23 protein-coding genes are annotated in these 25,321 nt (G+C 64.5%); 5 read left to right on the forward strand and 18 right to left on the reverse strand.

Annotated elements, in window-relative coordinates:
• Positions 1 to 27 precede the first annotated feature (27 nt).
• Positions 28 to 864, reverse strand: a complete 837-nt coding sequence (locus tag C1A35_RS06370; RefSeq protein WP_104663515.1) for an alpha/beta fold hydrolase — start codon at positions 862 to 864, stop codon at positions 28 to 30.
• A 1,342-nt stretch (positions 865 to 2,206) separates the two neighbouring features.
• On the opposite strand from C1A35_RS06370, the gene C1A35_RS06380 reads away from it, so the two are divergent.
• Genes C1A35_RS06380 through C1A35_RS06390 form a run of 3 tightly spaced genes read left to right on the forward strand, consistent with a single transcriptional unit; the run spans position 2,207 to position 4,889 of the window.
• On the forward strand, positions 2,207 to 3,436 hold the full coding sequence (locus C1A35_RS06380) for a macrolide family glycosyltransferase (protein ID WP_104663517.1): 1,230 nt from the start codon (positions 2,207 to 2,209) through the stop codon (positions 3,434 to 3,436).
• The gene (locus tag C1A35_RS06385) at positions 3,427 to 3,939 is read left to right on the forward strand and encodes a hypothetical protein (protein WP_077966557.1); all 513 of its coding nucleotides are present in this window, start codon (positions 3,427 to 3,429) and stop codon (positions 3,937 to 3,939) included. The genes C1A35_RS06380 and C1A35_RS06385 overlap by 10 nt, the downstream gene beginning before the upstream one ends.
• Positions 3,936 to 4,889 carry a hypothetical protein gene (locus C1A35_RS06390; RefSeq protein ID WP_104663518.1) on the forward strand — a complete coding sequence of 318 codons (954 nt, stop codon included), beginning with the start codon at positions 3,936 to 3,938 and terminating at the stop codon, positions 4,887 to 4,889. The genes C1A35_RS06385 and C1A35_RS06390 overlap by 4 nt, the downstream gene beginning before the upstream one ends.
• A 290-nt stretch (positions 4,890 to 5,179) precedes the next feature.
• Here the strand turns inward: C1A35_RS06390 and C1A35_RS06395 are convergent, their stop codons facing one another.
• Positions 5,180 to 6,346 (reverse strand): FAD-dependent oxidoreductase, encoded by a 1,167-nt coding sequence (locus tag C1A35_RS06395; protein ID WP_234804155.1) that lies wholly within the window; start codon positions 6,344 to 6,346, stop codon positions 5,180 to 5,182.
• Between the two features lie 22 nt (positions 6,347 to 6,368).
• On the opposite strand from C1A35_RS06395, the gene C1A35_RS35805 reads away from it, so the two are divergent.
• Together C1A35_RS35805 and C1A35_RS06400 are read left to right on the forward strand one after the other, a co-directional pair.
• Positions 6,369 to 6,695 carry a hypothetical protein gene (locus C1A35_RS35805; RefSeq protein WP_158664995.1) on the forward strand — a complete coding sequence of 109 codons (327 nt, stop codon included), beginning with the start codon at positions 6,369 to 6,371 and terminating at the stop codon, positions 6,693 to 6,695.
• A 397-nt stretch (positions 6,696 to 7,092) separates the two neighbouring features.
• On the forward strand, positions 7,093 to 8,016 hold the full coding sequence (locus C1A35_RS06400) for an MBL fold metallo-hydrolase (RefSeq protein ID WP_104663917.1): 924 nt from the start codon (positions 7,093 to 7,095) through the stop codon (positions 8,014 to 8,016).
• A gap of 55 nt (positions 8,017 to 8,071) precedes the next feature.
• Here the strand turns inward: C1A35_RS06400 and dhaL (C1A35_RS06405) are convergent, their stop codons facing one another.
• From dhaL (C1A35_RS06405) to C1A35_RS06480, 16 genes are all read right to left on the reverse strand, one after another.
• Positions 8,072 to 8,710 (reverse strand): dihydroxyacetone kinase subunit DhaL, encoded by a 639-nt coding sequence (gene dhaL / locus C1A35_RS06405; protein WP_104663519.1) that lies wholly within the window; start codon positions 8,708 to 8,710, stop codon positions 8,072 to 8,074.
• Between the two features lie 60 nt (positions 8,711 to 8,770).
• Positions 8,771 to 10,858, reverse strand: a complete 2,088-nt coding sequence (locus C1A35_RS06410) for a bifunctional sugar-binding transcriptional regulator/dihydroxyacetone kinase subunit DhaK (RefSeq protein WP_104663520.1) — start codon at positions 10,856 to 10,858, stop codon at positions 8,771 to 8,773.
• Positions 10,859 to 11,030: 172 nt separating this feature from the next.
• Positions 11,031 to 11,672: a dihydroxyacetone kinase subunit DhaL gene (gene dhaL, locus C1A35_RS06415; RefSeq protein ID WP_104663918.1), complete on the reverse strand. Its 642-nt coding sequence runs from the start codon at positions 11,670 to 11,672 to the stop codon at positions 11,031 to 11,033.
• 14 nt (positions 11,673 to 11,686) lie between these two features.
• On the reverse strand, positions 11,687 to 12,679 hold the full coding sequence (locus C1A35_RS06420; RefSeq protein WP_104663521.1) for a dihydroxyacetone kinase subunit DhaK: 993 nt from the start codon (positions 12,677 to 12,679) through the stop codon (positions 11,687 to 11,689).
• Positions 12,680 to 12,707: 28 nt separating this feature from the next.
• Complete coding sequence (locus C1A35_RS06425) at positions 12,708 to 13,481, reverse strand: GolD/DthD family dehydrogenase (RefSeq protein ID WP_104663522.1); 774 nt, start codon at positions 13,479 to 13,481, stop codon at positions 12,708 to 12,710.
• 61 nt (positions 13,482 to 13,542) lie between these two features.
• A complete protein-coding gene (locus C1A35_RS06430; RefSeq protein WP_104663523.1) occupies positions 13,543 to 14,529 on the reverse strand; it encodes a substrate-binding domain-containing protein in 987 nt (328 codons plus the stop codon).
• Positions 14,530 to 14,615: 86 nt separating this feature from the next.
• On the reverse strand, positions 14,616 to 15,620 hold the full coding sequence (locus C1A35_RS06435) for an ABC transporter permease (protein ID WP_104663524.1): 1,005 nt from the start codon (positions 15,618 to 15,620) through the stop codon (positions 14,616 to 14,618).
• 58 nt (positions 15,621 to 15,678) lie between these two features.
• Positions 15,679 to 17,157, reverse strand: a complete 1,479-nt coding sequence (locus C1A35_RS06440; RefSeq protein ID WP_104663525.1) for a sugar ABC transporter ATP-binding protein — start codon at positions 17,155 to 17,157, stop codon at positions 15,679 to 15,681.
• Between the two features lie 360 nt (positions 17,158 to 17,517).
• The gene (locus C1A35_RS35810; RefSeq protein ID WP_158664996.1) at positions 17,518 to 17,670 is read right to left on the reverse strand and encodes a hypothetical protein; all 153 of its coding nucleotides are present in this window, start codon (positions 17,668 to 17,670) and stop codon (positions 17,518 to 17,520) included.
• 122 nt (positions 17,671 to 17,792) lie between these two features.
• A complete protein-coding gene (locus C1A35_RS06450; RefSeq protein WP_104663526.1) occupies positions 17,793 to 19,094 on the reverse strand; it encodes an NtaA/DmoA family FMN-dependent monooxygenase in 1,302 nt (433 codons plus the stop codon).
• Positions 19,095 to 19,109: 15 nt separating this feature from the next.
• Positions 19,110 to 19,760: an NAD(P)-dependent oxidoreductase gene (locus C1A35_RS06455; RefSeq protein ID WP_104663527.1), complete on the reverse strand. Its 651-nt coding sequence runs from the start codon at positions 19,758 to 19,760 to the stop codon at positions 19,110 to 19,112.
• A 20-nt stretch (positions 19,761 to 19,780) separates the two neighbouring features.
• Positions 19,781 to 21,031: an FAD-dependent oxidoreductase gene (locus C1A35_RS06460; RefSeq protein ID WP_104663528.1), complete on the reverse strand. Its 1,251-nt coding sequence runs from the start codon at positions 21,029 to 21,031 to the stop codon at positions 19,781 to 19,783.
• Positions 21,028 to 21,906, reverse strand: coding sequence for an NmrA family NAD(P)-binding protein (locus C1A35_RS06465; protein ID WP_104663529.1), 879 nt, complete (start codon positions 21,904 to 21,906; stop codon positions 21,028 to 21,030). The genes C1A35_RS06460 and C1A35_RS06465 overlap by 4 nt, the downstream gene beginning before the upstream one ends.
• On the reverse strand, positions 21,903 to 22,937 hold the full coding sequence (locus C1A35_RS06470) for an ABC transporter substrate-binding protein (RefSeq protein WP_104663530.1): 1,035 nt from the start codon (positions 22,935 to 22,937) through the stop codon (positions 21,903 to 21,905). Before C1A35_RS06470 ends, C1A35_RS06465 begins: the two co-directional genes overlap by 4 nt.
• A 10-nt stretch (positions 22,938 to 22,947) precedes the next feature.
• On the reverse strand, positions 22,948 to 24,180 hold the full coding sequence (locus C1A35_RS06475) for an acyl-CoA dehydrogenase family protein (RefSeq protein ID WP_104663531.1): 1,233 nt from the start codon (positions 24,178 to 24,180) through the stop codon (positions 22,948 to 22,950).
• 13 nt (positions 24,181 to 24,193) lie between these two features.
• Positions 24,194 to 25,234 (reverse strand): ABC transporter substrate-binding protein, encoded by a 1,041-nt coding sequence (locus C1A35_RS06480; protein ID WP_104663532.1) that lies wholly within the window; start codon positions 25,232 to 25,234, stop codon positions 24,194 to 24,196.
• Positions 25,235 to 25,321 lie beyond the last annotated feature (87 nt).

The raw sequence follows: 25,321 nt of genomic DNA on the forward strand, positions 1-25,321 counted from the left end.
CGATCGGGCTCGGGGAACGGCGTGAGCCTAGGACCTGATGAAGGCAAGCAGGTCAGGATTGAGCGTTTCGGCATGCGTGGTGCACATGCCATGCGGAAGTTTCTCGTAGATCTTGAGTGTTGCGTTCGTGAGAATCTTTGCAGCGAGGAGTGCAGAATCGGCGATCGGAACGATCTGATCGTCGTCGCCGTGCATCACGAGCGTCGGCACGCTGATCGCCTTCAGGTCTTCGGTGAAGTCGGTCTCTGAGAAGGCTTTGATGCCGTCATACTGTGCCTTGGCGCTGCCTATCATGCCCTGCCGCCACCAGTTGTGAACGACGGCTGAGATCGGCTTTGTGTCCGGGCGATTGAAACCGTAGAAGGGGCCGCTTGCGAAATCGAGATAGAATTGCGCCCGATTGCCGGCAAGCGCCTTGCGCAAGCCGTCGAAAACTTCGATCGGCAGTCCGCCGGGATTGGCCGGTGTCTTGACCATGATCGGAGGTACGGCGCCGATCAGCACGAGCTTGGCTGCACGGCCCTGCGGCTGCCCGTACCGCGCAACATAGCGGGCGGCTTCGCCGCCGCCGGTGGAATGGCCGACATGGACCGTATTTCGCAGGTCGAGATGCTCGATCACGGCGGCGACATCGGCTGCGTAGTGATCCATATCGTGGCCCTCGCTCACCTGCGCCGAACGGCCATGGCCGCGCCGGTCGTGGGCGATCACACGGTAGCCCTTGTCGAGAAAATAGAGCATCTGCGTATCCCAATCGTCACCGCTCAGGGGCCATCCATGGTGAAAGACGATCGGTTGGGCATTTTTGGAACCCCAGTCCTTGTAGTAGATTTCCGTACCGTCCTTGGTGGTTACGATGGTCATAGTCGTGGCTCCTTTGAGAGGGGATGATCATGTTCTACGGCTGCCGGCGGAGTTCTGCCTCTGGCAGACCGCCGCAGCCAGGGCGCCCAGCAAGTCGTCGCGGTGCGCCCGGGAGGATGCCCTTCATCGTTTCGTTGATTGGCGTTCACGCGGGCGGCTTCAGCGCTGCCCGACGTTGCGGCATGCATCAACCGTGCCTTTCTCCGCAGGTCGCGCTGAGCATGCAGTTCACAATGCGGCGGAATCGCCTGCCAGACTATCGAACCGAGGTGTGCGTCAGGCGATGCGATGGTTTAGGGCAAATGCGCCGACCGATAGGGGAGGCTGTGAGGGCGCTGGGCACGATTGTGACAGCAAGCCACGCGGCCCACTCTCACGGGCCGATCTGAGGATGCCGAGGAACATCGCGCATCGCTGACCGGAGCAGCAACGATCCGGGCTGAAGCAAGCTAGAATAATCGCGAGGCATGTTGCGACCGCCCAATCGGGGGCCGGCGCAATCCTGGAGGTGTAACCATCTGAAGCTTATCGAAGTGGGCGCAAAGCCGCCCGCAAGCCAAGCCTGTGATGCGCCTGCAAAGGAGGAGATGTCTCGCCGCAAACCCGGATTTCACCCGATCAGGGGCATGCGACAGACTTGCTTTGCTGTGCTAGCGGATTCGCAAAGGCGGGCAGACGTTCATCTGCAGTTCGTGCCAGGTGGCATAGCGGCCGAGCAACGTGATCAAGCGTCGCTCCTCTGCCTCTCCGACGCCGGTTCGCCTGCAGTACTCCGATATCTCCAACACGGGTCGCCCGTCGGGCCGGGAAGATAGTCTGACTTCATGTGATGACATCGCGAGGACCCCGTCTGCATCGCCGTGCACAGGACACAAGCGCCACGATGTTAAGGATTGAGATCGCGAGCGAAACTGTATGGAGGTCTATTGCGAGCAATACGGGGAGACGATCGACGTCCCTGCGGCCGAACGCGTCGGTGCGGCTCCCGGATCAGATTTCGTTCGAACTCGGCGAGCGTACGACCGTTCGGCACTCGGCGGTTGCGACGTGTGCTGCCGTGCTCAGCATATTCTCAGCCTCTGGATTGCCAATTGATCCTGGATGTCGAGGGCCGATCCTCCAGGTCGAGCACTCGCCCTATGCTTTGGCATTGCCGAACCGACCCCACCGTTTGATGGCCCCGCACGCTGGATCGGAGCATTCTCGATCAGAACCAGCAGAGCGATCGCTCCAGGGATGAAGGCGGATCGCCCGCCTCGTCATGATCCCTGAACGGGGAGTGCATACAGATGGAAGACGTACCACGCGTAACTGTCCCGATCGCCAGTTGCGGAGGCCAGCGATGAGCATCGTCTCGTTCCTCAATATCGGCATGCACGGCTACGTCAATCCGACGCTGCCGATCGTGGCAGAACTCGTGCGGCGCGGCCACACGGTCACCTACCACACCTTCCCCGCATTCGCGGGGAAGATCGAGGCGGCCGGTGCGAAGGTTTACCTCTACTCCGGTGAGGACATGCCCCTGCCGGATCCACCGATCCCTCTCACATTGCTTGAAGAACTCGCACGTACCACCCTCGGCCTTTTGCCCGGCTTGCTCTCGGATCTTCGCCGCGTCGGGCCCGACCTGATCGTTCACGGAGCCGCCTGCCCATGGGGCGCGGTGGCGGCGCGTGAACTCGATGTGCCGGCGGCGGCCACGTTCACGACGTTCGCGTTCAACAGGCAGGTGCCGAGCCCCACCGGCCTCTCCCGCGCGCTGGTGGCCGCCGCGACTGCCCGTCCTCGCCTCGGCTGGGGCTACGCCCGCGCGCGCTGGGCGCTGCGCCGAAGCTACGACACCGGCGGGTTGCCTCTGATCGACCTGATGAACGCGTGCGAGCCACTCAATCTCGTCTTCACCTCCAGCGCATTTCAGCCCGGAGCCGAGGAATTCGACCCATCATACCGGTTCGTCGGGGCGAGCGTCGGTTCCCGGCCGTCCGATCCGGGGTTCGACGCCGTCCGGCTGGAGGATCCGGTGCTATACGCATCGCTCGGCACGGTGTTTGATGCAGGACCGGCCCTGTTGCGGACCTTCGCGATCGCACTGGCGCCGCTGGGTGGCACCGTTGTCGTCTCGACAGGGCAGGAGGAGCCGGCAGACCTGGGTCCGCTCCCGCCCAACGTGCTGGCCCGCCGATCCGTACCCCAACTGCAGGTGCTGGACCGGGCGGCACTTTTCGTGACGCATGGCGGCATGAACAGCGTCAACGAGGCGATGCGCGCCGGGGTGCCAACGCTCGTGGTGCCACAGGGTGCAGACCAACCGCTCGTGGCCCGGCGGGTCGTCGAACTCGGTGCAGGTCTCGCGCTCCGCACGGACGATGCCAGCGCCGAGACCGTGCAGGCGCTCGCCCGGCGTCTGTTGGACGAGCCGCGCTTCCGCGAGGCGGCGGCCGCACAGCGCGCCGCACAGGAGCAGGCCGGCGGCGCGCGGCGTGCCGCCGACGAGATCGAACGATACCTCGGCGAAGCGCGCCAAAGCGTCTTGATCGATCGCGCATGGGGGAGTGCTGAACCATGTCGATAACCGTCGCCGCCCTCCTGGTCCTCTGCGGGCTGTCCGAGAGTGCCGGGCGCGTACTGCCCCTCGTGGCAAGCAGGCCCAACGTGTCCCCGCGGCTCGTGGCCGGGCTGATGATGACCGGAACGGTCGTCGAGGCTACGGTGATGGCGCTGTGGCCCGTTGGCGCGTGGGCCGTCGCCGACCTGTTGCAACCTCTTGTCGCGCCGAACGCGGCGCCGCTGCCCGGCGCGGTCGGGCTGGCCTGGACACCCGCGTCGGTGGCCCCGCTGCTCCTGGCCGCCGTCCTCGCGTTCCCGCTGCTCGGGCCGTTCCTGCACCTCCTGCTCGTGGCGGGTGTCGGGGCTGGGTTGGCCGGCTCGCTTGCCGCGGCGTCGGGACTGGGCTGGTGGACCGCGGCCGGGTGCATCGCCGTCGCGGGCATCGGGCTTGCCGCTACCGTCGAGGTGGTCCGGCGGCTGATCGCGAGGATCATCGCCGGCGCGCGAAAGCGGGAGGCGATCGTGTGAGCGAGCCTCTCCTGCTGGTCGCCCTCCTTGCGCTCGGACCGCTCCTGCTCGTCGAAGGGTTGCTCGCCCGCCACGAGCTGATGGCCTACACCATTGGCCGACGCGCATCGGCGGCCCCACTGCGGCCGGAGGTGCCCTACGCCAGGGGGGCCGATCCAGGGCGACCGCCGGACGCCTATGTGGTCTACCTCGACGGGATCGGCAAGCGCCGGTTCACCGATACGCGCGACGGTGGCCAGCTCGTCAAGGCCGTCATTGCCGGCGCACCGGAGTTGCGTGTGCTGGGCCAGGTCCAACCCTATTCGCCGCTCGCGGCCCCGCTCGTCGGGCGCCCGGTGTGGGACTGGTTGCGGCGGCATGCCGGCATCACGCTGTTCCTGCACAACGTCATGCAGACCCTAGTCGCCGCCGACGGCCGCTACCGCCCGCTCTATAACCAGGCGGTGGGCGGCCAGATCGCCGATCAGCTCCGGCTTGCGGGCTATCAGCCCTCAAGCGGCACACCGGTCGTCCTGCTCTGCTACAGTGGTGGCGCCCAGGTGGCTACCGGTGCGGTGGGAGAGCTCTTCGATCAGCTGGGCGCTCCACTCGTCCTGATCACGCTCGGTGGTTTCCACAATGGTGCCAACGACCTTACGCATGCGCGTCACCTGTACCGGCTCACCAGCGCGAACGACTGGATCGAGCGGGTCGGCGTCTGGCTCTTCGCCCCGCGTTGGCGCTTGTGGCGGCGCAGCGGCTGGAACCGGGCCCTGGCTGCCGGGAAGGTTACGGTGCACGCGCTCGACCCCGCAACCCACGTCGGTCCCCAGAGTTACATCAGCCCGACGGCGCGGCTCGCCGACGGACGCAGCTATCTCGATCGCACCACCGCGACCGTGATCGAAATCATCCGGCGTAACTGCACCGGGACGGCGCGCGGAGCAGGTCAAGCGGCGGATCGAGGCTGACATTTTCCGATTTGCAACGGCTGCATTGGACCACGATCGTTTGCGCCTGACGCAATCAGGTCAATGCCCGTCAAGGACGGATCCTGCGATTGAACAGCGACCTCGCGGGCGCCGCGAGAGGGTTTGAAGAAAAACCGGAGACCATTGAGCCGATACGCCGCCGCGCAAACGGCCCGTCGGATTGCCAGGACATCGGCGTGATTGCGTGGAAGGATCTTGCTCCTCCAACCAAAATGGCAGCGGGGGCAAGGCACCCCGCTGCCATGTTGCATTGCCCTACATCGTCCGCGCTAAAAGTCGACGGTACGTGCGTAGAGCACATTCTCGTAGGCGGCCGTGCGCTCGGCGGCCGGGGGATAGATCCAGACCTCGTTGATCTCCTTCTTGACCTCCTTGGCTTTCGCGCCGGTGATCTCGACCTTGGAGTCCCAGCCACGTGTGAAAATCGCGTTGTCGGGGCCAAGGTCGAGGCAGGTCACGTAGACCGGCTGATCGTAGGGGAGGGTCGCTTCTGCGAGCAGGTCCGCCGCGGCATTGTGTCCGGCGAAGGCACCCAGGCGGCGGGCATGCTGGCAGGACATGACGGCATAGTTGCCCAAGGCGTCGCTCCGCGCCTTGGCCGTATCGCCGGTTGCAAAGATGCGGCTGCCTCCCGATACGCGCAGGTCGGGTTCGACGATGACCCGGCCCAGCTTGTCCCGCTCGGCAGGTAGCTGCTCGGTCAGCGGCGAGGCGCGCATGCCGGCGGACCAGATCACCGTGGAGGTTTCGATCCGCTCGCCGTTTCCAAGCGTCACACCGTTTTCGTCGAGTGCCGCGATGCCGACATTCAATCGGGTCTCCACGCCGAGCGCGCGCAGCCGCTCCTCGATGAAGGGCCGGGGCTCGCTTCCCATCGCCGGCGCGACATGCTCCGACCGATCGACGATGATGACGCGGATATCTGCATCCTTGCCAAGGATCTCGCGCAGGCGTCCTGGTATTTCGGTGGCAAACTCCAGCCCGGTGAAACCGGCGCCACCGACCACCACCGTGTTGCGCGCCTTGGATGACGGCTTCCTCGCCAGGGCATGCAGGTGGCGGTCGAGCGCCACAGCCTCCGCCAGCTGTGTTGCGGCGAAGCCGAACTCGGCGAGACCGGGGATCGGCGGAGTGAAGCCATCGCTGCCCGCCGCCAGAACCAGCCGGTCATAGGGGAGCGTCGCCGACGTACCGTCCGCCGCGACGACCGTGACCGTCGATGCCGCGCTGTCGATCGTTTCGACACTGCCCTGATGATAGTTGATGTCGGTCGCGGCGAACAAATCGCTGAGAGGCGCGACCATCTGCTCGGGATTGCGCTCATAAAGTCGCGGGCGGATGACCAATTGCGGCGCAGGCGACACCACGGTGATCGCCAATTCGTCCGGCGAGACGCCCTTTTCATGGCGCAGCCGGGAGGCACCGAGCGCCGCCATCGTCCCCGCGAAACCGGAGCCAATGATCACGATGTTCCTAGACAAGACACTTCTCCTCGTCCCTGTTGAAGACAGCAGTAAAACAGAGGCGGCCGTTCCCGCCGTCACGCAAATTCGCGCCCGCAAGCGAGCGAGCGCGTATGGTGCGCCGGGGGAATCCGATCGGCAAACGGTATTGATGTCCGTTGCCAGATGCCGCCGCAGATCAGGTATCCGTCCGGCGGCTGCCGAGGGAATGATGGCTCTCGTCGCCTCGAACAGTCGGCACATCCTCTTGATGCTTCATTTACAGGGAAAGCGGCCCGAAGGCATCTATGCGAAGGTTCAGGAAATTCTGTCGGGAGAATAGGCCGGTGACGGCCGGCACGGCGGTCCCATGGGATCGCGCGATCATCGCCGGGCTCTTTCGTTGGCCGCGCGGCGAGGAGCCGTCGGGAGAGGAGGGCATCGCCTCCGGCCATATTCCCTGCCTCGCATAGATCGACGACGGGCATGGGGCATAGCTGATCTTAGCCGAGCGACGTGGCGTCCTACGAGAAGTTTGATCGGGAACCTGTCCCCGCGGGGGATCCGACCTCGACGTTCGCAGTATCCGACCGGCGCTTCTGTCTGGTGGCCGGGCCGACCGAGACAGCGCAATCTTCTCCACCGACGATGTAGGTGCCATGGGCACGCGCACCGATCCACAGCGGCCAGGAAACCCGGCCGGACGGCGATCACAGGAGGAGAGAATGTATCAGGAGCAGATGAAGATACGCAGCGGCGACGCCCCCGGTTCCAGCGTGGCGAGGCGCGAAGAACTGGTTCCGTCGCGCTATGCGGTACAGGTCGGCGAGATCGAGGTGCTGATAATCAGCGATGGCGTGCTGCCGCTGCCAACCAAGATGTTGGGGCACAACGCCGACCCGGCCCTGCGGTCGGAATGGTTGACCGACATGTTCCTCCCGCAGGACGCCTTCGACTGGGCGCTGAACGTCGTCGTGGTGAGTAGCGGCGACCAGACGATACTCATCGACGCCGGGCTAGGCTTGGACCCGGACCTGAACCTGCCGCGGGCTGGACAGTTGATCAAGCGCCTGGAGGCGGCCGGCATCGACCTTGGCTCTGTAACCGATGTGGTGCTGACCCACATGCACATGGATCACATCGGCGGCCTTCTTGTCGACGGGGTGAAGGACCAGCTGAGGCCGGATTTGCGGATCCACGTCGCGGCGGCCGAAGTCGAATTCTGGCAGTCGCCCGACTTCTCACACGTCTCCATGCCGCCTGGTTTTCCGGACGCGCTCCGGTCTGCCGCCAAGCGGTTTGCGAAGGAATATGGCAATCACCTGCGGCTGTTCGAAGACGAGTACGCCGTGGCGCCGGGCGTAATGGTCCAGCGCACCGGGGGGCACACGCCCGGTCACTGCGTGGTGCGCGTGGCGTCCGGCGGAGACCGGCTGATGTTTGCCGGCGACGCCGTATTTGCGGTCGGCTTCGACCATCCCGACTGGTACAACGGTTTCGAACACGATCCCGAGGAGGCGGCTCGTGTTCGGGTCCGCCTTCTGACGGAACTGGCAGAGACCGGAGCGTCGCTTGTGGCCACACATCTGCCGTTCCCGTCCGTCGGCCACGTGGCGGTCGACGGCGACCATTTTCGTTGGGTGCCGGTCTTCTGGGACTACTGACCGCGGACAAGCGATGGTGGCGACGACCGCCCCATGGGGCGGTCGAGGCAGCGGCTCAGCTGAGTACGGATGCCATCGCGCGAAGGACGACGACGGCCGATGCCGCGCCGGGGTCGACATGGCCGAGCGAACGCTCGCGCACGCGGGCCGCCCGGCCCTTGGCCGCCACCATCGATCGGGTCGCGTTGGCGCCAGCTTCCGCGGCAGCGACGACTTCGCTCCAGAACTCCGTGCTCGCCTTGTTGTCGGTGAGCGCGGCGCCGGCGGCGTCGGCTGCGGGCAGCCAGGCATCCAGCATTGTCTTGTCGCCGCGCTGACCCTTGCCACGCTCACGGATACCGGAGCCGATGGCATCGATCATAGCCGCCGTGGTGCCCAGGTCCAGCTCGTTTGCGCCCGCGAGCGCCTGTGCAGCGCGCCGAAAGGCGGTCGCATAGAGCGGACCCGTCGAGGCACCGACGGCGTTGAGGAAAGCGCCAGCCGCTGTCGCCATCACGTCGGCGGGCTGCGCCCCGTCGACGTCGATCTTTGCGAGTTCGGCTTTCACCGCAAGGAAACCCAACGACATCGTCGTGCCGTGGTCGGCGTCGCCGATCGCCCCGTCCAGTTCGGAAAGATGATCCTTCTCGGTCTCAACGGCGGCAGAAATCGCCTCGAACATAGCGATCAGGCGGCGCACCGCATTTTCCGACATCATTATCCTCCCAGAACGTCGCGGGGATCGCGTTCGTATCACGGACCCCGTGACGGCATTTTAACTGATACGCAGGAAAGCCGTTTCGCAAGGATGGTGCAAGAGTTCGGTCAGTTCCTGGTCGAGATGCAGAATGGAGATCGAAGCCCCCACCATGTCGAGTGAGGTGCAATAGTGCCCAATCCAGTTCGCTTCAATTCGAATATTCTTGGCTTCCAGTCTTTGGGCCACGCGCCTGAAAAGAATGTAGAGTTCCATCATCGGCGTGCCGCCGAAGGAGTTGATGAGCACGGCAACGCGGTCGCCGGAGGCGGCCTTCATCTCCTTGAAGATGTTGTCCATGATGCTGTCGGTGATTTCGTCCGAGGATTTGATCCGCTCGCGCGTGACCCCCGGTTCGCCATGGATGCCCATGCCGATCTCCATGTCATCGGGCCCGATCTCGAAATTGTGCCGCCGGGTCTGCGGCATCGAGCAGGGCTCGAGGGCCACGCCGACGGTGTAGGTGCGCAGGTTCGCCTTTCGGGTCACCGCTTCGCAGGCTTCGAGCGGCAGGCCGCGATCACAGGCTGCACCGGCAATCTTGAAGATGAAGAAGTTCCCGGCGACCCCACGGCGCCCCTCGCGGTCTTCGACCGGCGACGACGCGATGTCGTCCGTTGTGAGCACGGTACGGACCTTGATGCCCTTCTCTTCGGCGATCTCCGCCGCCATCTCGAAGTTCATCACGTCGCCGGCATAATTGCCGTAGACGAAGAGCACGCCTTCGCCACCCGAGGCTGCGGCTGCGCACTGCACGATCGGGTCGGGCGGTGGCGAGGAGAAGATGTTGCCGACGGCAACGGCATCGGCAAGCCCCTTGCCGACATAGCCAAGGAAGCAGGGCTCGTGGCCCGTGCCGCCGCCAATCACCAGTCCGACCTTGCCGGGCCTCGGGCCGTTGCGGGCGACCAGCGCACGGTTGGAGCCGTTGATCGGCTGCAGATAGCCGGCATGTGCGCGAACGACGCCGTCAAGCATCTCCTCGACGACCTGGTTCGGGTTGTTCAGGAACTTCTTGACGTGGGTGCGGTAGGAACTCGGCGCCTGCGTCACCCTCGGCTTTTGCGACAGCCGCCCGTCGAGACCTGTAACGCCGTCGGCGCGCAGGATGCCGTGCCCCGTTGCCGCATCGGTGATCAGCACGTTGGCGTAGCCGCCGCGCAATGCCGCAAGCAGCGCCGGTACCTTGTCGAATCCGCCTGCAACGAGAATGCGCGTTTCGATCCGGCGCAGCATGTCGAGGGAAATGCCGATGGTGCGGTCGTCGAGGGGACCTGCAACCGGACGCCCACGCTCGTCGATGAAGCGCCCCGCGACGACGCCGACAGCGCCCGCGGCGAGGTAGTGCTGCAACGACACGGATTCGAAGAAACCGCTGGTATGGATCGTCGAATTCGGTCGCAGGGAGGAAATGCCGAACAGAACGCGATTGGCGCGCGCAAGCGTTTCGAACTGTTCCTGCAGCAGCGGCTCGTCCAGGAGCATCTCGCGCATGGCCGACGATTTGACGATTGCCGGCGCAGTGATGTTGACGCAGCGGGCGGAGACCGACTGGGCGATCGCGGCCGCGCAGAGTTCGGGCGTGTAGGAGAAGGTTGCCGTGGTGCCGCCGGTTGCCTGCACGACAGTCATGTCTTGCAGTGAAGCGATGTCGGCATGTTCCCCGACGGAAAGCACCGTGCGTCCCCAGGCGACTGCGAGCGTGTCGCCGGATTTCAGGAGCTTCGGAAGCGCTTGCGCGGCGGCCACGCCGAGGCGGTCGATCAGCGGCCGCGCATTGTCGTCGCTCGGGACGACCAGGCAGTCGGTCAGGCCGAAATGCCGCTTCAACTCCTGGGCGATCGTCAGCGAGGCCAGGCGAGCCGGTTCCAGCGAGATCTGCACGATACCCTTCTCGCGGGCTTCCGCGAGGTAGCTGTTGACCGTCGCGCGCGACACACCCATCGCATCGGCGATCTCGCCCTGGGTCATGCCATCTTCGTAGTAGAGCCAGCAGGCCCAGACATAGGGATCATCGCCATAGCGCAGCGGGATTGCGTCCGACGTATCGATCGCAGCGCCGCGGTTGGCGCCGCCTTTTCGCGATGAGGATGCCCTGGTTGTCATCTGGTCTTTTTCTTCCCCGGTTTTGGTTCGCGAGGATGGAAGCAACGTCGTGCTTTTGCAACCTCATAACCGTGTCGAGCGACGCACGATCCCAAGCAATTCGTCGGGATCGCGCTGGCCCCTGGGAGAAGGCTGCCGGCCGCAACGAGCCTTTCGTCGCGGCCTATAGGCGTCAGGCAAGGCGCGAGCGGGCGCCAAGTGAAAGCTCCTTGAGGATGATCGCGCAGGACGTTGCACCCGCATCGAGTACGCCAAGGGACCGTTCGCCGAGCCGGCTCGCTCGGCCGATCTTGGCGACGAGGTCGCGGGTCGAATCGCGGCCGGCTTCGGCAGCCGCAATCAGGGCGTCGAGCGCGGCAGAGAAGCTATTGCCCGACGAGATAGCCCCATCGAAGGCCTCGATCGCCGGAACGAGCGTGTCGATCAGCGTCTTGTCGCCGACCTTGGCCGAACCGATCGACTGAATGCCCTCGAGCCCGGCGTGCAGCATGCGGCTATAGGCTGCCGCGTCGATGGCGGCGACACCGTCGAGCTTTTCCGCGAACTCGGTGAACATCACCCCGTAGAGCGGCCCCATGGAGCCGCCGATCTCGGTCATCAGCACGGTACCGAGCGTGTCCAGCGCCTCGGACAGAGTGGCCTCCCTGTCCTTCAGCCGATCCGCCGCCATGCCGAAGCCCTTGGCCATGTTGACGCCATGATCGCCGTCGCCGATCTTGCCGTCGATCTCGCTGAGATAGGCGCGGTTCTCGATGATGCGTTCTGCGAGCGACAGCACGATCGCGCCGGCATTGGCGTTCTTAAACGTCTGCATGATGCCTTCCTTCGTCACAGAATGGTGGTGCAGCGGACCTCGACGTCGAGGAGCGCCTTGAGTTCGTCGTCGAGTGCCAGCACGGTCAGCGTCGCGCCAACCATCTCCAGCGAGGTGAAATAGTTGCCGATATAGGTGCGGTAGATGCTGAGACCGCGAGCGGTGATTTCCCTCTCGATGGTGTCGTTCAGGATATAGAGTTCGTTGAGCGGCGTGGCGCCGAGGCCGGAGACCAGGACCGCGACCTCGGTTCCGGACGCCAGGTTGTGATCGTCGAGCACGATCTGGCACATGTCCCTGGCGACTGCGTCGGCGGTCTTCAGCGCTTCGACGCGTACGCCTGGTTCGCCATGGTGGCCGATGCCGACTTCCATGGTGCCCGGCTCGATCTGGAAGTTCGGATGGCCGACCGCAGGAAGCGTGCAGGGGCCGAGACCGACGCCGATCGAGCGGCAATTGTCGATCGCCTTCTGCGCTGTTGCGCGCACGTCCTCGAGGCTGGCGCCTTGCGCGGCCTTGGCACCGCCGATCTTCCACATGAAGATCTCGCCGGCCACGCCGCGGCGCTTTTCCCGTTCTTCCGGCGGCGCCGAGCAGACGTCGTCGTTGGCAACCACGGTCAGCACCTCGATGCCGTCCTTTGCGGCCAGCTTCGTCGCCATCTTCACGTTCATGTTGTCGCCGGCATAGTTGCCGTAGAGGCAGACAACGCCCTTGCCGCCATCGGCTTCGCGAATGGCGTCATGAAAGCTCTTGGCGGTCGGAGACGAGAAAAGCTCGCCGACGGCGACGGCATCCAGCATGTTGCGGCCGGTATAGCCGATGAAGGCCGGCTCGTGGCCCGAGCCGCCGCCGGTGACGACGCCGACCTTGCCGGCGACCGGTGCGCCCCTGGCGACGACGACGCGAGGATTGTCAGCCAGCCGGACGATATCGGAATGCGCCTTGACGAAGCCCTTGACGGTGTCCTCGACCACTTCGTCGGGATTGTTGATGAACCTTTGCATGGTTTCTCCTGTGGGTAGGCTTGCGTCGTCAGAGGATGGTGTAGCCGCCGTCGATCAGGAGATCGGCGCCGTTGATCATGTCGGCTCCTGCCGACGACAGGAACACGGCGGCGGCCGCGATCTCTTCCGGGTAGGCGAAGCGTCCGGCCGGGATGCGCTTCCTGGCGGCTTCACCCTTTTCGCCGCTCCAGGCCTTCTTGCCGAGTTCGGTCAAAACGATGGTCGGCGAGATGGTGTTGACGGAGATACCGTGCTTGCCCCATTCGGCGGCAAAGGTCTTCGACATGCCGATGACGCCGAACTTCGACGCGCAGTAGGCGACATGTTCCTCGATCGCCACCGTGCCGGCCTGCGAAGCGAGGTTGACGATCTTGCCGCCCTTGCCGGCGGCGATCATGGCGCGGCCGACCGCCTGGGTGACGAGGAAGCTGCCCTTGAGATTGATGGCGATGGTCTTGTCCCAATGGTCGAGCGACAGGTCTTCGGCGGGCGCCAGGAAGACCACGCCTGCGCTGTTGACAGCAATATCGATGCCGCCATAGGCCGCGACCACGGCCGAGACGGCGGCATTGACCGATGCCGGATTCGAAACGTCGCAGACGAAGGGCTTGGCATCACCGCCGAGCGCCTCGGCCTTGGCCCGGGCCACATCCTCGTTGATGTCGAGGACGGCGACCTTGGCGCCCTTGGCGGCAAAGGCGGCGGCAATGGCCGCGCCGATGCCCGAGGCGCCGCCTGTGACGAGCGCCACCTTGCCGGTCAGCGGGAAATTGAGGTCGATCTGAGGGGTGGTGTCGCTCATGTCTTCTGGTTCCTCGGCTTTGCGAAGGCGGGGCGGGCATGCCGCCCCGCGTTGACGTGTCTTACTTGCGTGCTTCGAGCAGCTTATCGACGTTCTCGGTCGTGACCGGCGTCCACGGAACGTTGTATTCCTTGTCCTTGCCGTCGTTGAACGGCATGTCCGGATACTGCGCCCAGATGTCGGACTGCGGCTTGTAGTCGCCCTTCCTCGCCTGGAAGATCGCGAGGTCGAGCGCGCCCTGCGCCTGCGCGCGGGCATCCTGCAGGATCGACGTCATCGTGCCTTCCTTGACGGCCGTCAAAGCATCGGTCACGCCATCGATACCGGCAATGGCGAAGTCATCGACCTTGAGGCCGGCGGACTTGATGGCTTCGATTGCGCCGAGCGCCATCTCGTCGTTCTGGCCGATGACGCCGTTGATCTGGCCCTTGTGCGCCGTCAGCCAGTTTTCCATCAGTGTCTGCGCTTCGGCGCGCGACCAGTTGGCGGTCTGCTGTTCCAGCACCTTGACGTCCGGGCACTCGGCGAGCGCCTTCTTGTTGCCTTCGAGACGCGAGATCTGGGCAGACTGGCCGATCGGGCCTTCGATGATGACGACGTTGCCCTTGCAGCCGATCTTGTCGAGCACGGTCTTGGCTTCCATGTATCCGGAGACCGTGTCGTCGGAACCGACATAGGCGGTCAGGAGGTCGGAGTTGACGCGCGTGTTGGAACCGACGACCGGAATGCCGGCGTCGTGGGCGGCCTGGACGGCGGTCGCGCCGGCCTCGATGTCGATCGGGACGAAGATGATCGCGTTGAACTGCTGCGTGATCATCGTGTTGAACTGTTCCTGCTGGACGAGTGCGTCGTAGCGGCCGTCGAAGACGGTCAGCTCGACTTCACCGCTCTTGACGGCGGGATGATCCTCGAGGGCTGCGGACCAGATCTGCATGAATTCGGCGTTGAGGCCGTAGGGCGCCGCGCCGATCTTGATCTTTTCCTGCGCAAGGGCCGACGAGGCGAAGAGAGCCGTGGCGGAAGCCAGGGCGATCACGAGTTTCTTCATGCTACTCCTCCATTTTTTTGGACTCCGCCGCCTTCATGACGCGCGGATTGGTTGACGGCCGCCGATCGGTGGCCGTTTTCGTGGGGTCAGAGACCCTGATTGCGTTTCTGGTCGAGCATCACGGCGCCGACGATCAGCGCGCCCTTCAAGACCTGCTGGTAGTAGGACTGGATACCCATCAGATCGAGGCCGTTGTTCATCACGCCGATGATGAGTGCGCCGATCAGCGTTCCCGTCACGCGGCCGACGCCGCCGGAAAGGCTGGTGCCGCCGATCACCACGGCCGCGATGGCGTCGAGTTCGTAGGCGATGCCGGCCTGCGGCAGGGCGGAGCCGGTGCGCGCCGAAAGCATCATGCCCGCCAGTCCCGACAGAGCACCGGAGATCACGTAGACGAGAAAACGGATGCGCGTGACGTTGATGCCCGACGTCTTGGCCGCATGCGGGTTGCCGCCGACGGCGTAGACATAGCGGCCGAAGCGCGTGCGCGTGAGGATCCACCAGGAAGCGGCAAAGACGATCGCCAGCAGGATGACCGGCATCGGTATGCCGAGGATGTTGCCCGTTCCGATCCAGCGGAACTCAGGGGTCAGCGCCGGTACCGGCTTACCGCCGCCATAGATCAGAGTCATGCCGCGGGCCGCGGAAAGCATGCCGAGCGTCGCGACGAAGGCCGGGACCGAGAACCGGGAAACGATGATACCGACGAGCGTGCCGCAGGCGACGCCGACGAGTATGCCGATCGCCAGCGCCAGAAAGAAGGGATAGGGCGCACCGGCGACGCCCGCGGTTGCCGAAGTGGTGGCGAAACTCGCGCTGACCATGCCGGCAAGCGCCACCACCGATCCAACCGAAAGATCGATGCCACGCGTCAGGATGACGAAGGTCATGCCGATCGCGAGCACGCCGTTGATGGACGTTTGCAGGAGCACGTTGGAGATGTTGCCCGGCGTCAGGAAATACGGGTTCGAGACAGAAAGAATGACGGCGAGCAGCAGGAAGGCGAGGAAGATGCCGTATTCCTGGATCAGCGTGCTGCGGTTTTCGGCGGCAAACCACGGCCGGGACTGTTTGTTCTCGATGTTGGACACGGTTCAGAAGCCTCTCTTGTGTCGGGCAATCGCTGGCGGCGCGGGATCCTGAGCGCGCTCAGGTCGACAGGTGGACGAGCGCTTGCGCGTCCGTTGCGCGGCGATCGTAGATGCCGGCGGATTTTCCTTGCCGCATGACGAGGATGCGGTCGGACATGCCGAGCACTTCATCGATTTCGGACGAAATCATCACCACCGTGCCGCCGGAGGCGGTGAAGTCACAGATGATGCGGTAGATTTCCCGCTTGGCGCCGACGTCGACGCCGCGGGTCGGCTCGTCGAGGAGCAGGAGCCGCGGATTGCGCAGGAACCACTTGCCGAGCACCACTTTTTGCTGATTGCCGCCGGAGAGCCCCGAGACCGGCATGGTGTCGCGGGCGGCCTTGATGCCGAAGCGCGCGATCATCTCGGCGCTGGCGGATGCCTCCTCGCGGCGTTTCATGACGAAGTTCGGGCTCATTTCCGGCAGGCTGGCAAGGCTGATGTTGCCGCGCACGCTGTCGCTGAGATTAAGGCCGGTCAGCTTGCGGTCTTCGGTGACGAAGGCAATGCCGCTCGCCATCGCGTTGACGGGCTTGCTCACATCGACGCGTTCACCTTCGAGGCGAATTTCGCCCTGGCTCGGTCGATCAAGGCCGAAGATGCAGTTGAATATCTCGGTACGGCCCGATCCCATGAGGCCGTAGATGCCGAAGATCTCGCCCTTGCGGACGGAGAAGGAAATGTCGTCGATCTTGCCGGGCAGGGAGAGTCCGGAAACCTCCAGGCCGATGGTGTCCTGAGGCTCGTTCGTCTTGATGTATTCTTCGCCCAGCTCGCGCCCGACGATCATGCGGATGAGGCCGGGGCGGTCGATATCCGCCAGCAGGCCACTGTCGACATAGCCGCCATCGCGGAAAACCGTGTAGGAATCGGCGATCTGGAAGATCTCGGAGAGCCGGTGCGAGACATAGACGACGCCTTTGCCCTCGGCCTTCAGGCGGGCAACGGCGGCAAACAGGTGCTGCGCCTCTTTTTCCCCAATGGCCGAGGTCGGCTCGTCCATGAAGATCACTTCGGCTTCATGGCTGAACGCCTTGGCGATTTCGACGAGCTGCATCTGCGCGACCGAAAGGTTCATCATCGTCTGGGTTGCGCGGATATTGAACTCGAGCCGGTCGAGCAGTTGCTGCGCGTCGCGGTTCATCTTCTTGAAGTCGATGCCGCCGAAACGCGCCGACGGCTCGCGCCCCAGATAGATGTTCTCGGCCACCGTCATATGCGGAACCGGACTTAGTTCCTGCTCGATGATGGCAATGCCGGAGGCCAGTGCCTCGGCGGGATTGCCATAGCGAACCTCCTTGCCGCGTCGCCAGATCGTGCCGCCGTCGCGCTGCTGGATGCCCATGAGGATCGAGAGGAACGTGGACTTGCCGGCGCCGTTGCCGCCGCAAAGCGCGTGGACGGAACCCGCCTGAAGTTCGAGCTGGCCATTGCGCAGCGCGGCAACGCCTCCGAACGACTTCTTCAGCCCCTCAACCTTCAACAATGGTGGCATGGCTTCCTCCCACGCTGCATTCGATTAGACAAAAATCACAGATCGATCGACATATGTCAATAACACACTTTTACTTTTGACAAATGCAAGCCGTCTTTTGTCAATTAAGTGCTGTTGTGCCCCTGACAGGCGGCGGAGGTCCGCTGCCTCGCGCCTGCGTGTGTCGGCTGGTCGCGCTCCTAAAGGAACGGCATGAGAGACGAGTGCGTATCGACGTATGGGTAGTTGGGGTGCCGGTGATCGCCATGGACGACAGAAGCGATCGAACGCGGCTTCGCGCGAACCATCCGCCGCCCGGGCGCCCTATCGGCATCGCCAAGCTCCCGACAGGGCCGGTCGGTCAAAAATCGATGGAAAAGGTTACGGCAGCTTGCGGGCCTGCAGGCGTGTCGCTTCGGGATGCCGGTTTTCCGCTTCCGCATGGAAGAGGCGACGGGCTTCATCAAGCGGTGCCGGCGCTCGACCAGCGGCGGCTACCAAGGGCCGCAGCGGCGCGACGTCGTCGCTCCCCATCTGCGTCTCGCAGTATGGGCTTTGCGCCGGAATGGACGAAGGATCTTGAAAGGTGGGCGGTCGCCAGTTCTTGCAGTGGCGAGGATGGAGGGCCGTTCAGCGCGCGGTCGAGATCGCAGACCTCAAATTGCCGGAAAGGGCAAACCGTAGCGCTCCCTGATGGTTCGCTCTTCATAGCGGCGGCGATAAACACCGCGGTCCTGAAGGACCGGGACGACGTTCTTCACGAATTCCTCGATATCGTCGGGCGCTCGTGGCGGCTGGAGCGTGTAGCCGTCGACAGTGCCGTCGTCCCACAGGTCGATTAGCGCGTCAGCCACCTCTTCTGCGGTTCCGAGTAGTAGCCGATGATGGCCCTCGGAGCGGCGCACCGCTTGCCGCGCTGTCAGCTTCTCATGGGCCAGCATATCGGAAAGCCCCAGTCCCATTCCGACTGCCTGAAGACGGTTGGGATCCGGGATAAAGCGATCGGCGTCCAACACGGCATCCGGATCGAAACCATCCGGGTCGATGCCGTTCTCCTTGACGAACCGCGCGATCAGACCGTCTTCCGAGCCTGCGCCGCTGAAGAGTTCGTGCTTGCGCAGCGCTTCTTGTTTCGTCTCGCCGAGGATCACCACCACTCCGGGCACGATCCGAATGGCCTTCGGGTCGCGACCGAGCGCTGCTGCGCGATCCCTGACCTTCTTGCCAAAGGCCTGGCCAGCCGGGCGGGAGAGGATATTGCAATAGATGATTTCGCCATGGCGGGCGGCAAGCTCGATACCGCCATCGGACGCGCCTGCCTGCGCAATCACCGGGTGGCCCTGCGGTCCGCGCGGAACGTTCAGCGGCCCCTTGACCGTGAAATGATCGCCCTCGTGGTCGATCGCATGCGCGCTTCCGGCATCCCAGAAACGCTCGTCCGGGACATGGCCCTCGCGGGCCGGATCCCAGCTTGCCCAGAGCTTCTTGGCGACGTCGAGAAATTCGGACGCCTTGGCGTAGCGCTCGGCTCGCGCAGGCAAGGGGGCCGCGCCGAAGTTGGCCGCGACGTTCGGATTGAAGGACGAGACGACGTTGATGATCAGCCGGCCACCGGAAACGATGTCGGCCGACTGAGTTCTTCGGGCGAGATTGTAGGGTGAGTTGTAGGTCGACGACATGGTCGCGACGAAGCCGATATCGGGCACCTGCGCCGCCAGCGCCGTACAGAGGATCAGTGGATCGATGGTGTGAAACGGCCGGCTGTTCGGATCGGTCATCAATGCCGGATGATCGGAGAAGAACACCGCGTCGAAAAGACCCCTGTGCGCGAGTTCGGTGAGACGCCTGTAGTAATCTGGGTCGTAGATGTCGTGGCGGTTGCCGCTGCGATACTTCCAGGCTGCCGGCAGATAGCCTGTCGTGTTGATGCCGACATTGAGATTGAGCGTGCGGGGCATGCGAGCGAAAGTCCCTCAATAGGCCGCGGTGAAGCGGCGGCGGATGAACTGTCCCTTGTCGAGTTCATCGAGAATGGCGATGGCGAAATCGGCTTCGGAGATGCGGCTTTCGCCCGCTTCGTCGCGCAGCAGCGCATCTTCGCCGAGCCTGAAACGCCCGGTTCTCTCACCCGCCTTGATCGACAGCGGCGGGGAGACATAGGTCCAGTCGAGGTCATGCTCGCCGCGCTTCAGGCTGCGCAGGATCTCGCGATTGCGCAGCGTATGCGCCTTGTGTTCGGCGGGGTAAAAATCGCTGTCGACGACGTCGGTACCGGGGCTTGCCTGAAGGCTGCCGACCCCGCCGACGATGATGATGCGGCGGACGCCGGCGCGCTTGACGCCTTCAAAAAGGGAGGCATGCGCTCTCTCGATGAGACCAGCTGCTTCCTCGGCGGAATGACGGCGGAGGCCCGGACTATAGGCGCTGATGACGGCATCGTGGCCGGCGACGATTTTCGCCACCACCTGCGGATCGGCGATATCGGCCTTCACGGCCGTAAGGCGCTCGGCGGGCTCCAGCGTTGAGGAGTGCGTCACCGCTGTGACGCGATGGCCGCGCAACAAGGCCTCGTTGCGGATGTTGCTGCCGATGTTTCCGGAAGCGCCGAAGACGACGATGGGCATGGTCGATCTTTCCTTAAGGGCTAGAGGGCAGGCACCGCCTTCAGCGGACGATTGGCGCCGACATTGCGCTGCATGGCGGAGAGCGACGACCGCACGGCTTCGTAACCGTGGTCGCGCATGGCATTTTCATAGTCGTTTACGGCGGCGCGCTGTGGCTTGCCCCGGCGCCGTGCGGCGACGAGTTCGCGCGCAAGCAAACCGGAATCGTAGAGGGCGGTGTTGCCGCCAAGTGCGCGGAAGTAAGTCATCGCGTGGATCGCGTCGCCGAGCAGTGTCACCGGACCGGTCTGCCATACCCTGCCGGGTGTGGAACTCTTGACCTTGAGGAAGGCGACCGTCGACGGGTCGCTGTGGCGGATGAGCCTCAGGATGCGCTCGTCCCAATGACCGATACGCCGAAGGAGCGTTTCGATGAGAGCCGCGCCATCGAGCCGTTCAAGCACCCCGTCCGACCCGAGCTCGTCGGTGTCGTAGGCTGTGTTCCACCAGGTGTAGCTGGTCGAGTTGTTGAAGTGGAAGCCGGGGATGTCGGCATGGCCGGGATCCTCGCCGTCTATAAAATCGTGACGGGCATAGGCGGATGGATCGACGCGATGGCTGGTGATCATCAGGCCACGCCCGTCGCGCGGTCGAATGTTGGTGTTGAACTCGGTGAGAAGCGGCGAGATGCCATGGCGTGCCGCCGCGTCGAGGGCTATCTTGCCGGCGAGGCGCCGTACGCCGGTGTCGATGCTCCCGAGGTCGGGCAGCAGTTGGCGGCGCACCGCCGACCCCGCGCCGTCGGCGCCGACCAGCAGATTGGCGCGCACGGCCGTGCCATCGGAAAAATGCGCAACGACCGTGTCGTCCCGGAGCGTCTCGTAGCGCTCGAACCGTTTGCCGCTCTGGAAAATGCCATCGAGTCCGGACAGGAGGATCTGCCGCAGCGTGATGCGGCTGACCGATTTCTCGATGTGGGTGTCCTCGGGCTCGCGGGTAGCCTGTCCTGCATCTTCCACACGGTTGAACCCTTCGTCGAGGATCAGGGTCTCGGTCGGAGCAAGCCCAAGCGTATCGAGGAAGGCCTGATAGAGATGCGGCGGCAGGTTGGCCTGAAGCGCATCGATGCCGCGCTGGCGGATGCGCATGCGGAAACCCTGCACGTAATCCGCCCGGACCGGGTCGCGCTCGAAGACGGCGGTGTCGATGCCGTTCTTCTTCAGGCCCTGCGCCAAGGCGAGGCCGCCCGGTCCGCCGCCGATGATGGCGATATCGACGAAGGGTGTCGTCATGGCTGATACTCGGGGACGGCGGTCTCGGCGGCGACCTGTTGCAGGATGAAATCGGCGACGGTGCGCGGCGGACGGCCAAGCAATGTCGAAATGACATCGGTCGTCGTCGCGGCGCGGCCGGCGGCGATCAATCTTACGAACTGTGCAACGGCGCGGTGCTCGAAGTCGCCATCTGCGGGGATTGCCTGGGGTGGTTTCTCGAGTGCGGCAACCGGCCGTTTCAACGCGGCCGCCAGCAGCGCGGCAATCTGGCGGAACGACACCACGTCCGGGCCCGTGAGGTTGAACGCGCGGTTTCGGACGCGGTCGGCAAGGAGCTGGTGCACGGCGACATCGGCGATGTCGCGCGCGTCGATGTAGCCGATGCCGGCGTCGAGGTTGGCTGCGATGACCTGATTGCTTGCGATCGCCTGCCTGACGGTGTTGGCGAGCGACACCTGCATCCAGGCGTTGGGACGAAGAGAAACGGTCTCCGTCGGCAGCCCGCTGAGATGGCGTTCGACGGCAGCGTGTGCTGCGCCGGAGATCGAATTCCCCGGCGGTTCGATCGTCCAGTCGGAGCCTGAAATCTTGACGATGCGGGCGGCGTTCGCGGCGACGGCCGCATCGGCGACGGCGGTCTGGTCTGCGACGAGCCTGGCGCTGATCGGGGACAGCAGCAGAAGTCGTCCAATCCCGCCAACGGCCGCATCAAGGGCGGCGCGGTCGCCGAAATCGCCTGCGGCGATCTGCACCGTCTCGCCGAACAGGGTGCGGGCAGCATCAGGGCGGCGGGTGAAGACGCGCACCGGCTGACCAAGCGCGACCAGCCGTTCGACGACGAGCCGGCCGAGCTTGCCGGTGGCGCCGGTGACGAGGGTCGGCCGGGTGCTCATGCCGCCGCCCGCCGCAATGCGGCCTCCAGCGGCCGCTCGTCGATCCAGCCGAAGACGTCGAAATCTCCGGGGATGAACCCCCAGTCGAGAAGGAAGCGCTTGAAATGGTCGAAGGCGGCGATCTGGTCCTCATCCAAGCTCAGTCCCAGATGGCGGTGAACTTCGGGGCCGTTCGCTGCCCAGACGGCATCCTCGCCGACGCCGATCTCGTTGGCGATGAACCGCACGGCCGTATCCGGGTTCGAAGCCGCCCATGCGCCAACGCCGGCAACAGTCGCCACGAGATCGACGACAAGATCGAAATGTTCGTCGAGAAAGCGGGCGTCGACCGTCAGCGGTCTTGGTGTCCCGTTGTTGATGCGGATCTTCGGATCCGGATGGAAGCCGAACTCCGATACCACCACCGCGCCGATCTGGTTGGCAAGCACGATGCCTTCAGCGCTCTTGACGAAGAAGGCGTCGATCTTGCCCGAGGCCAGAGCCAGCAACTCGTCCCCGTAGGGGTAACGGCGCTTCAGACCTAGGAAGGCCGAATTGCCGCGCTCGATCAGGTTGCCTTCATTGGTGTCGAGATAGACGAGTTCGACGTCGCGATGATCGAGCCCTTCGAGCGAAAGCGCCGATAAGATGCCCTTCAATGCCGTGGCGCGCTGGAAGTCGACGACATCGGAATTGGGCTTGCGCGGCACGCCGATGCGGCGCCCTGTCAGGTCACTCGCTTTGCCAATGCCGGAACCTGGAAGCGCGATGATCGCCTGGAACTCGTCTGTCGTGGTGATGCCGACGACCCGTGTCTCGCGCCCGCCGGACCGCGCCCAGATCGGCGGAATGTTGCCGCCCTGCCTGAACGAAAAGTCCAGTGCATGGGTGAAATGGCTCTGCCGGACAGCCGGATCCTTGCTGTCGCGGATCGAGCGGACGGTTACGCCGGAGTTTTGAAACTGTTTGTCGACCCAGCCGAGCTGGTGGGCGATTGACAGTGGCGTCGGGGCGGGGCAGCGCGTGTACCAGACGGAAGAGAGGGAAGACATGGCGAAACTCCTAGCTGCGGCCGACAACCGCAAGGCGGGGTTGGTGGTGAGCGCGGACCGGAACCGGCTCAAGGGCGATTGCAGGTGCCGCGGCGTGGCGACTGAACGCGGCCTTGGCGAGCATCGTGCGGATGAGGTTGTTCTGCGGCGCGTGCGCCTTGCCGGAGAGCGCGTCGCGGTGGTGACGTTCCAGCGGATTGTCGCGGCTGATGCCGGGGTTGCCGCCGAGCTCCAGGGCAAGGGTCGTCACCGCGATTGCGTTTGCGATGACCGTGTGCTTGACCGCGGCGGCATCGGCGCCGAAGGCGCGGCCACTGTCGAAATCCTCGGCGATCGAGCGCAGGAGCCTTCGGTTGACGGTCAGCAAGACCTCGATTTCACCAAGGCCATCCTGGATGCGGGGGACGGTGGAGAGCGGCGCGCCGAGGCTTGCCGGTGCCCGCGAGGTGGTGAACTCGATCAGCCAGTCGCGCGCGCCGCGGGCCGCGCCATCGTAGATCGCCGGGACGAGCGAGAAGTACCAGGCGCCCATGCGTTCGTCCCGTTTCAGACCCTCGCTCGCCGGGGCGATATCGAGCACGTCGTCCAGCGGGATCGCCACGTCATCAAGGATCAGGTCGTCGCTGTTGGTCGCCCGCATGCCTGTCGCGTTCCAGGTCTTTTCGACACGGATGCCATCGGCCGACGTCGGCACGAGGAAGGAACCCAGTCGCGGCTCCGGCTCGTCGGTCACTGCGAGAACCGACACCCAGCGCAGAAGCGGGATACCGGTCGCATAGGTCTTGTGGCCGGTGATGCGCCACTGGTCGCCAATACGCCGGGCAATCGTTTCGGGCAACGACCCGTGCGATGGCGAGCCGACGCGCGGTTCCACCTGCGCGGCATTGATCAGCGCCACCCCCTCGCGATTGGCCCGGGTGACTCGCTCGACCAAGTGCTGCGGCCACTTGCCGGACGTGCGTATCGAATAGTGCTGGTTGTAGTGCATCGAAAGAACGAGCGCGGTCGATGGTTCGCCGCGCGCGATTGCCGAGATGACCGCCAGCGCCTCCGTCAGTCCGCCACCAAGACCGCCGTGCTCCGTCGCTGTCACCAGGCCGAGCAGCCCCGCCTCGTGCAGTGCATCGAAGTTGGCAAAGGGGAACTCGCCGGTTTCATCATAGTGGCGCGCAGTCAGGGCAAAGCGCTTGCCAAGCTCTTCGGCCTTGGCAATCACCGGTTCGAAACGTCTGGGATCGGTCATTGGTGACTCTCGTTCAGGCGACAGCACGGGCGTCGAGTTCCGCCCACGGGCGATGGTCGACCCATGCATCGATGTCGAAATTGCTCGCGAGGAACCCCCAGCCGTGAAGGAAGTCCTTGTAGTGGCCGATCGCCGCGACGAGTTCCGGTTCGAGGCCGATGCCGAGATGCTTGTGCAGATCCGGGCCGTTGGCCGCAGCGACGACCTCCTCCGATGCACCGACTTCGCGAGCAACGAAGCGACGCACCTCGTCCGGGTGCTCTACTGCCCAGGCGCCGGCTTGCTTCAGGGTCGTAATCAGCTTTGCCACGAGGTCGGGACGATCCTCCGCCAGCCGTTCATCGACGGTCAGCACCCGTGGGGAACCGGAATTGATGCGGATTTTCGGGTCGGGATGGAACCCGAATTCTGCGACCGTGTGGGTTGCGAAGAGGTTGGCGACGGCAATGCCGGGCGTGCCTTTGACATAGATGGCGTCCACCTCGCCGCGCAGCAGCGCGGCGGTTTCGGGGCCATAGGCCTGACGGTTTCTAAGGCCGTAAAGCTGCGGTCCCTCTCTGCCATCGAGCACGCTTTCGGACAGCGGGATATCGACGATCTCGACGTCGGATGGTGCCAGCCCCTCGAGCGACAGAGCGGAAACAAGGCCTTTCAGAGCGGTGGCAGCCATGAAATCGACGACGCCTGGCGGACGACGCGCAATGCCGAAGCGCCGGCCGACGAGGTCGCGCGTGGTTTTGATCCCAGTGCCGGGCAGCGTGACGATCGCCTGGAACTCATCGGTCCAGGTGATGCCGACGAGCCGCGTCGGATTGCCTTCCGAGCGGGCGCGGATCGGCGGCACGTTGCCGCCGTGGCGAAATGAATAATCGAGATGATGATCGAAGTGGCTGGATCGAACGGAGCGGTCCTTGCTGTCGATGATGGAGTTGAGCGTGATCCCCTCGGCAGCAAATGCCTTGTCGAGCAGGCCAAGCTGGGTGGCAAGCCCGACTGGTGTCGGGACGGGGCAGCGCGTGTACCAGATTTCTGAGATGGCGTTCTTGCGGGTCACGGGGTCCTCCACTGTCTCTGACGGGCCGTGCGGGGAAGCGTTTTTCGCTCAGGCACGGATGCATAGTCTGTCGTTGCGCACTTTGCG

It is taken from the genome of Ensifer adhaerens, from assembly GCF_002940685.1.
GTDB lineage: Bacteria > Pseudomonadota > Alphaproteobacteria > Rhizobiales > Rhizobiaceae > Ensifer > Ensifer adhaerens_E.

Excerpts from the sequence above, each read along its gene's own strand:
- C1A35_RS06460 (WP_104663528.1), bottom strand. The coding sequence starts at position 21,031 with ATGACGACACCCTTCGTCGATATCGCCATCATCGGCGGCGGACCGGGC.
- C1A35_RS06450 (WP_104663526.1), bottom strand. The coding sequence starts at position 19,094 with ATGCCCCGCACGCTCAATCTCAATGTCGGCATCAACACGACAGGCTAT.
- C1A35_RS06465 (WP_104663529.1), bottom strand. The coding sequence starts at position 21,906 with ATGAGCACCCGGCCGACCCTCGTCACCGGCGCCACCGGCAAGCTCGGC.
- C1A35_RS35805 (WP_158664995.1), top strand. The coding sequence starts at position 6,369 with ATGATCACGATGTTCCTAGACAAGACACTTCTCCTCGTCCCTGTTGAA.
- C1A35_RS06395 (WP_234804155.1), bottom strand. The coding sequence starts at position 6,346 with ATGGCGGCGCTCGGTGCCTCCCGGCTGCGCCATGAAAAGGGCGTCTCG.
- C1A35_RS35810 (WP_158664996.1), bottom strand. The coding sequence starts at position 17,670 with ATGGGGAGCGACGACGTCGCGCCGCTGCGGCCCTTGGTAGCCGCCGCT.
- C1A35_RS06470 (WP_104663530.1), bottom strand. The coding sequence starts at position 22,937 with ATGTCTTCCCTCTCTTCCGTCTGGTACACGCGCTGCCCCGCCCCGACG.
- C1A35_RS06410 (WP_104663520.1), bottom strand. The coding sequence starts at position 10,858 with ATGACAACCAGGGCATCCTCATCGCGAAAAGGCGGCGCCAACCGCGGC.
- C1A35_RS06475 (WP_104663531.1), bottom strand. The coding sequence starts at position 24,180 with ATGACCGATCCCAGACGTTTCGAACCGGTGATTGCCAAGGCCGAAGAG.
- dhaL (WP_104663519.1), bottom strand. The coding sequence starts at position 8,710 with ATGTCGGAAAATGCGGTGCGCCGCCTGATCGCTATGTTCGAGGCGATT.
- C1A35_RS06455 (WP_104663527.1), bottom strand. The coding sequence starts at position 19,760 with ATGCCCATCGTCGTCTTCGGCGCTTCCGGAAACATCGGCAGCAACATC.
- C1A35_RS06430 (WP_104663523.1), bottom strand. The coding sequence starts at position 14,529 with ATGAAGAAACTCGTGATCGCCCTGGCTTCCGCCACGGCTCTCTTCGCC.
- C1A35_RS06420 (WP_104663521.1), bottom strand. The coding sequence starts at position 12,679 with ATGCAAAGGTTCATCAACAATCCCGACGAAGTGGTCGAGGACACCGTC.
- C1A35_RS06380 (WP_104663517.1), top strand. The coding sequence starts at position 2,207 with ATGAGCATCGTCTCGTTCCTCAATATCGGCATGCACGGCTACGTCAAT.
- C1A35_RS06425 (WP_104663522.1), bottom strand. The coding sequence starts at position 13,481 with ATGAGCGACACCACCCCTCAGATCGACCTCAATTTCCCGCTGACCGGC.
- C1A35_RS06385 (WP_077966557.1), top strand. The coding sequence starts at position 3,427 with ATGTCGATAACCGTCGCCGCCCTCCTGGTCCTCTGCGGGCTGTCCGAG.
- C1A35_RS06400 (WP_104663917.1), top strand. The coding sequence starts at position 7,093 with ATGAAGATACGCAGCGGCGACGCCCCCGGTTCCAGCGTGGCGAGGCGC.
- C1A35_RS06370 (WP_104663515.1), bottom strand. The coding sequence starts at position 864 with ATGACCATCGTAACCACCAAGGACGGTACGGAAATCTACTACAAGGAC.
- C1A35_RS06440 (WP_104663525.1), bottom strand. The coding sequence starts at position 17,157 with ATGCCACCATTGTTGAAGGTTGAGGGGCTGAAGAAGTCGTTCGGAGGC.
- dhaL (WP_104663918.1), bottom strand. The coding sequence starts at position 11,672 with ATGCAGACGTTTAAGAACGCCAATGCCGGCGCGATCGTGCTGTCGCTC.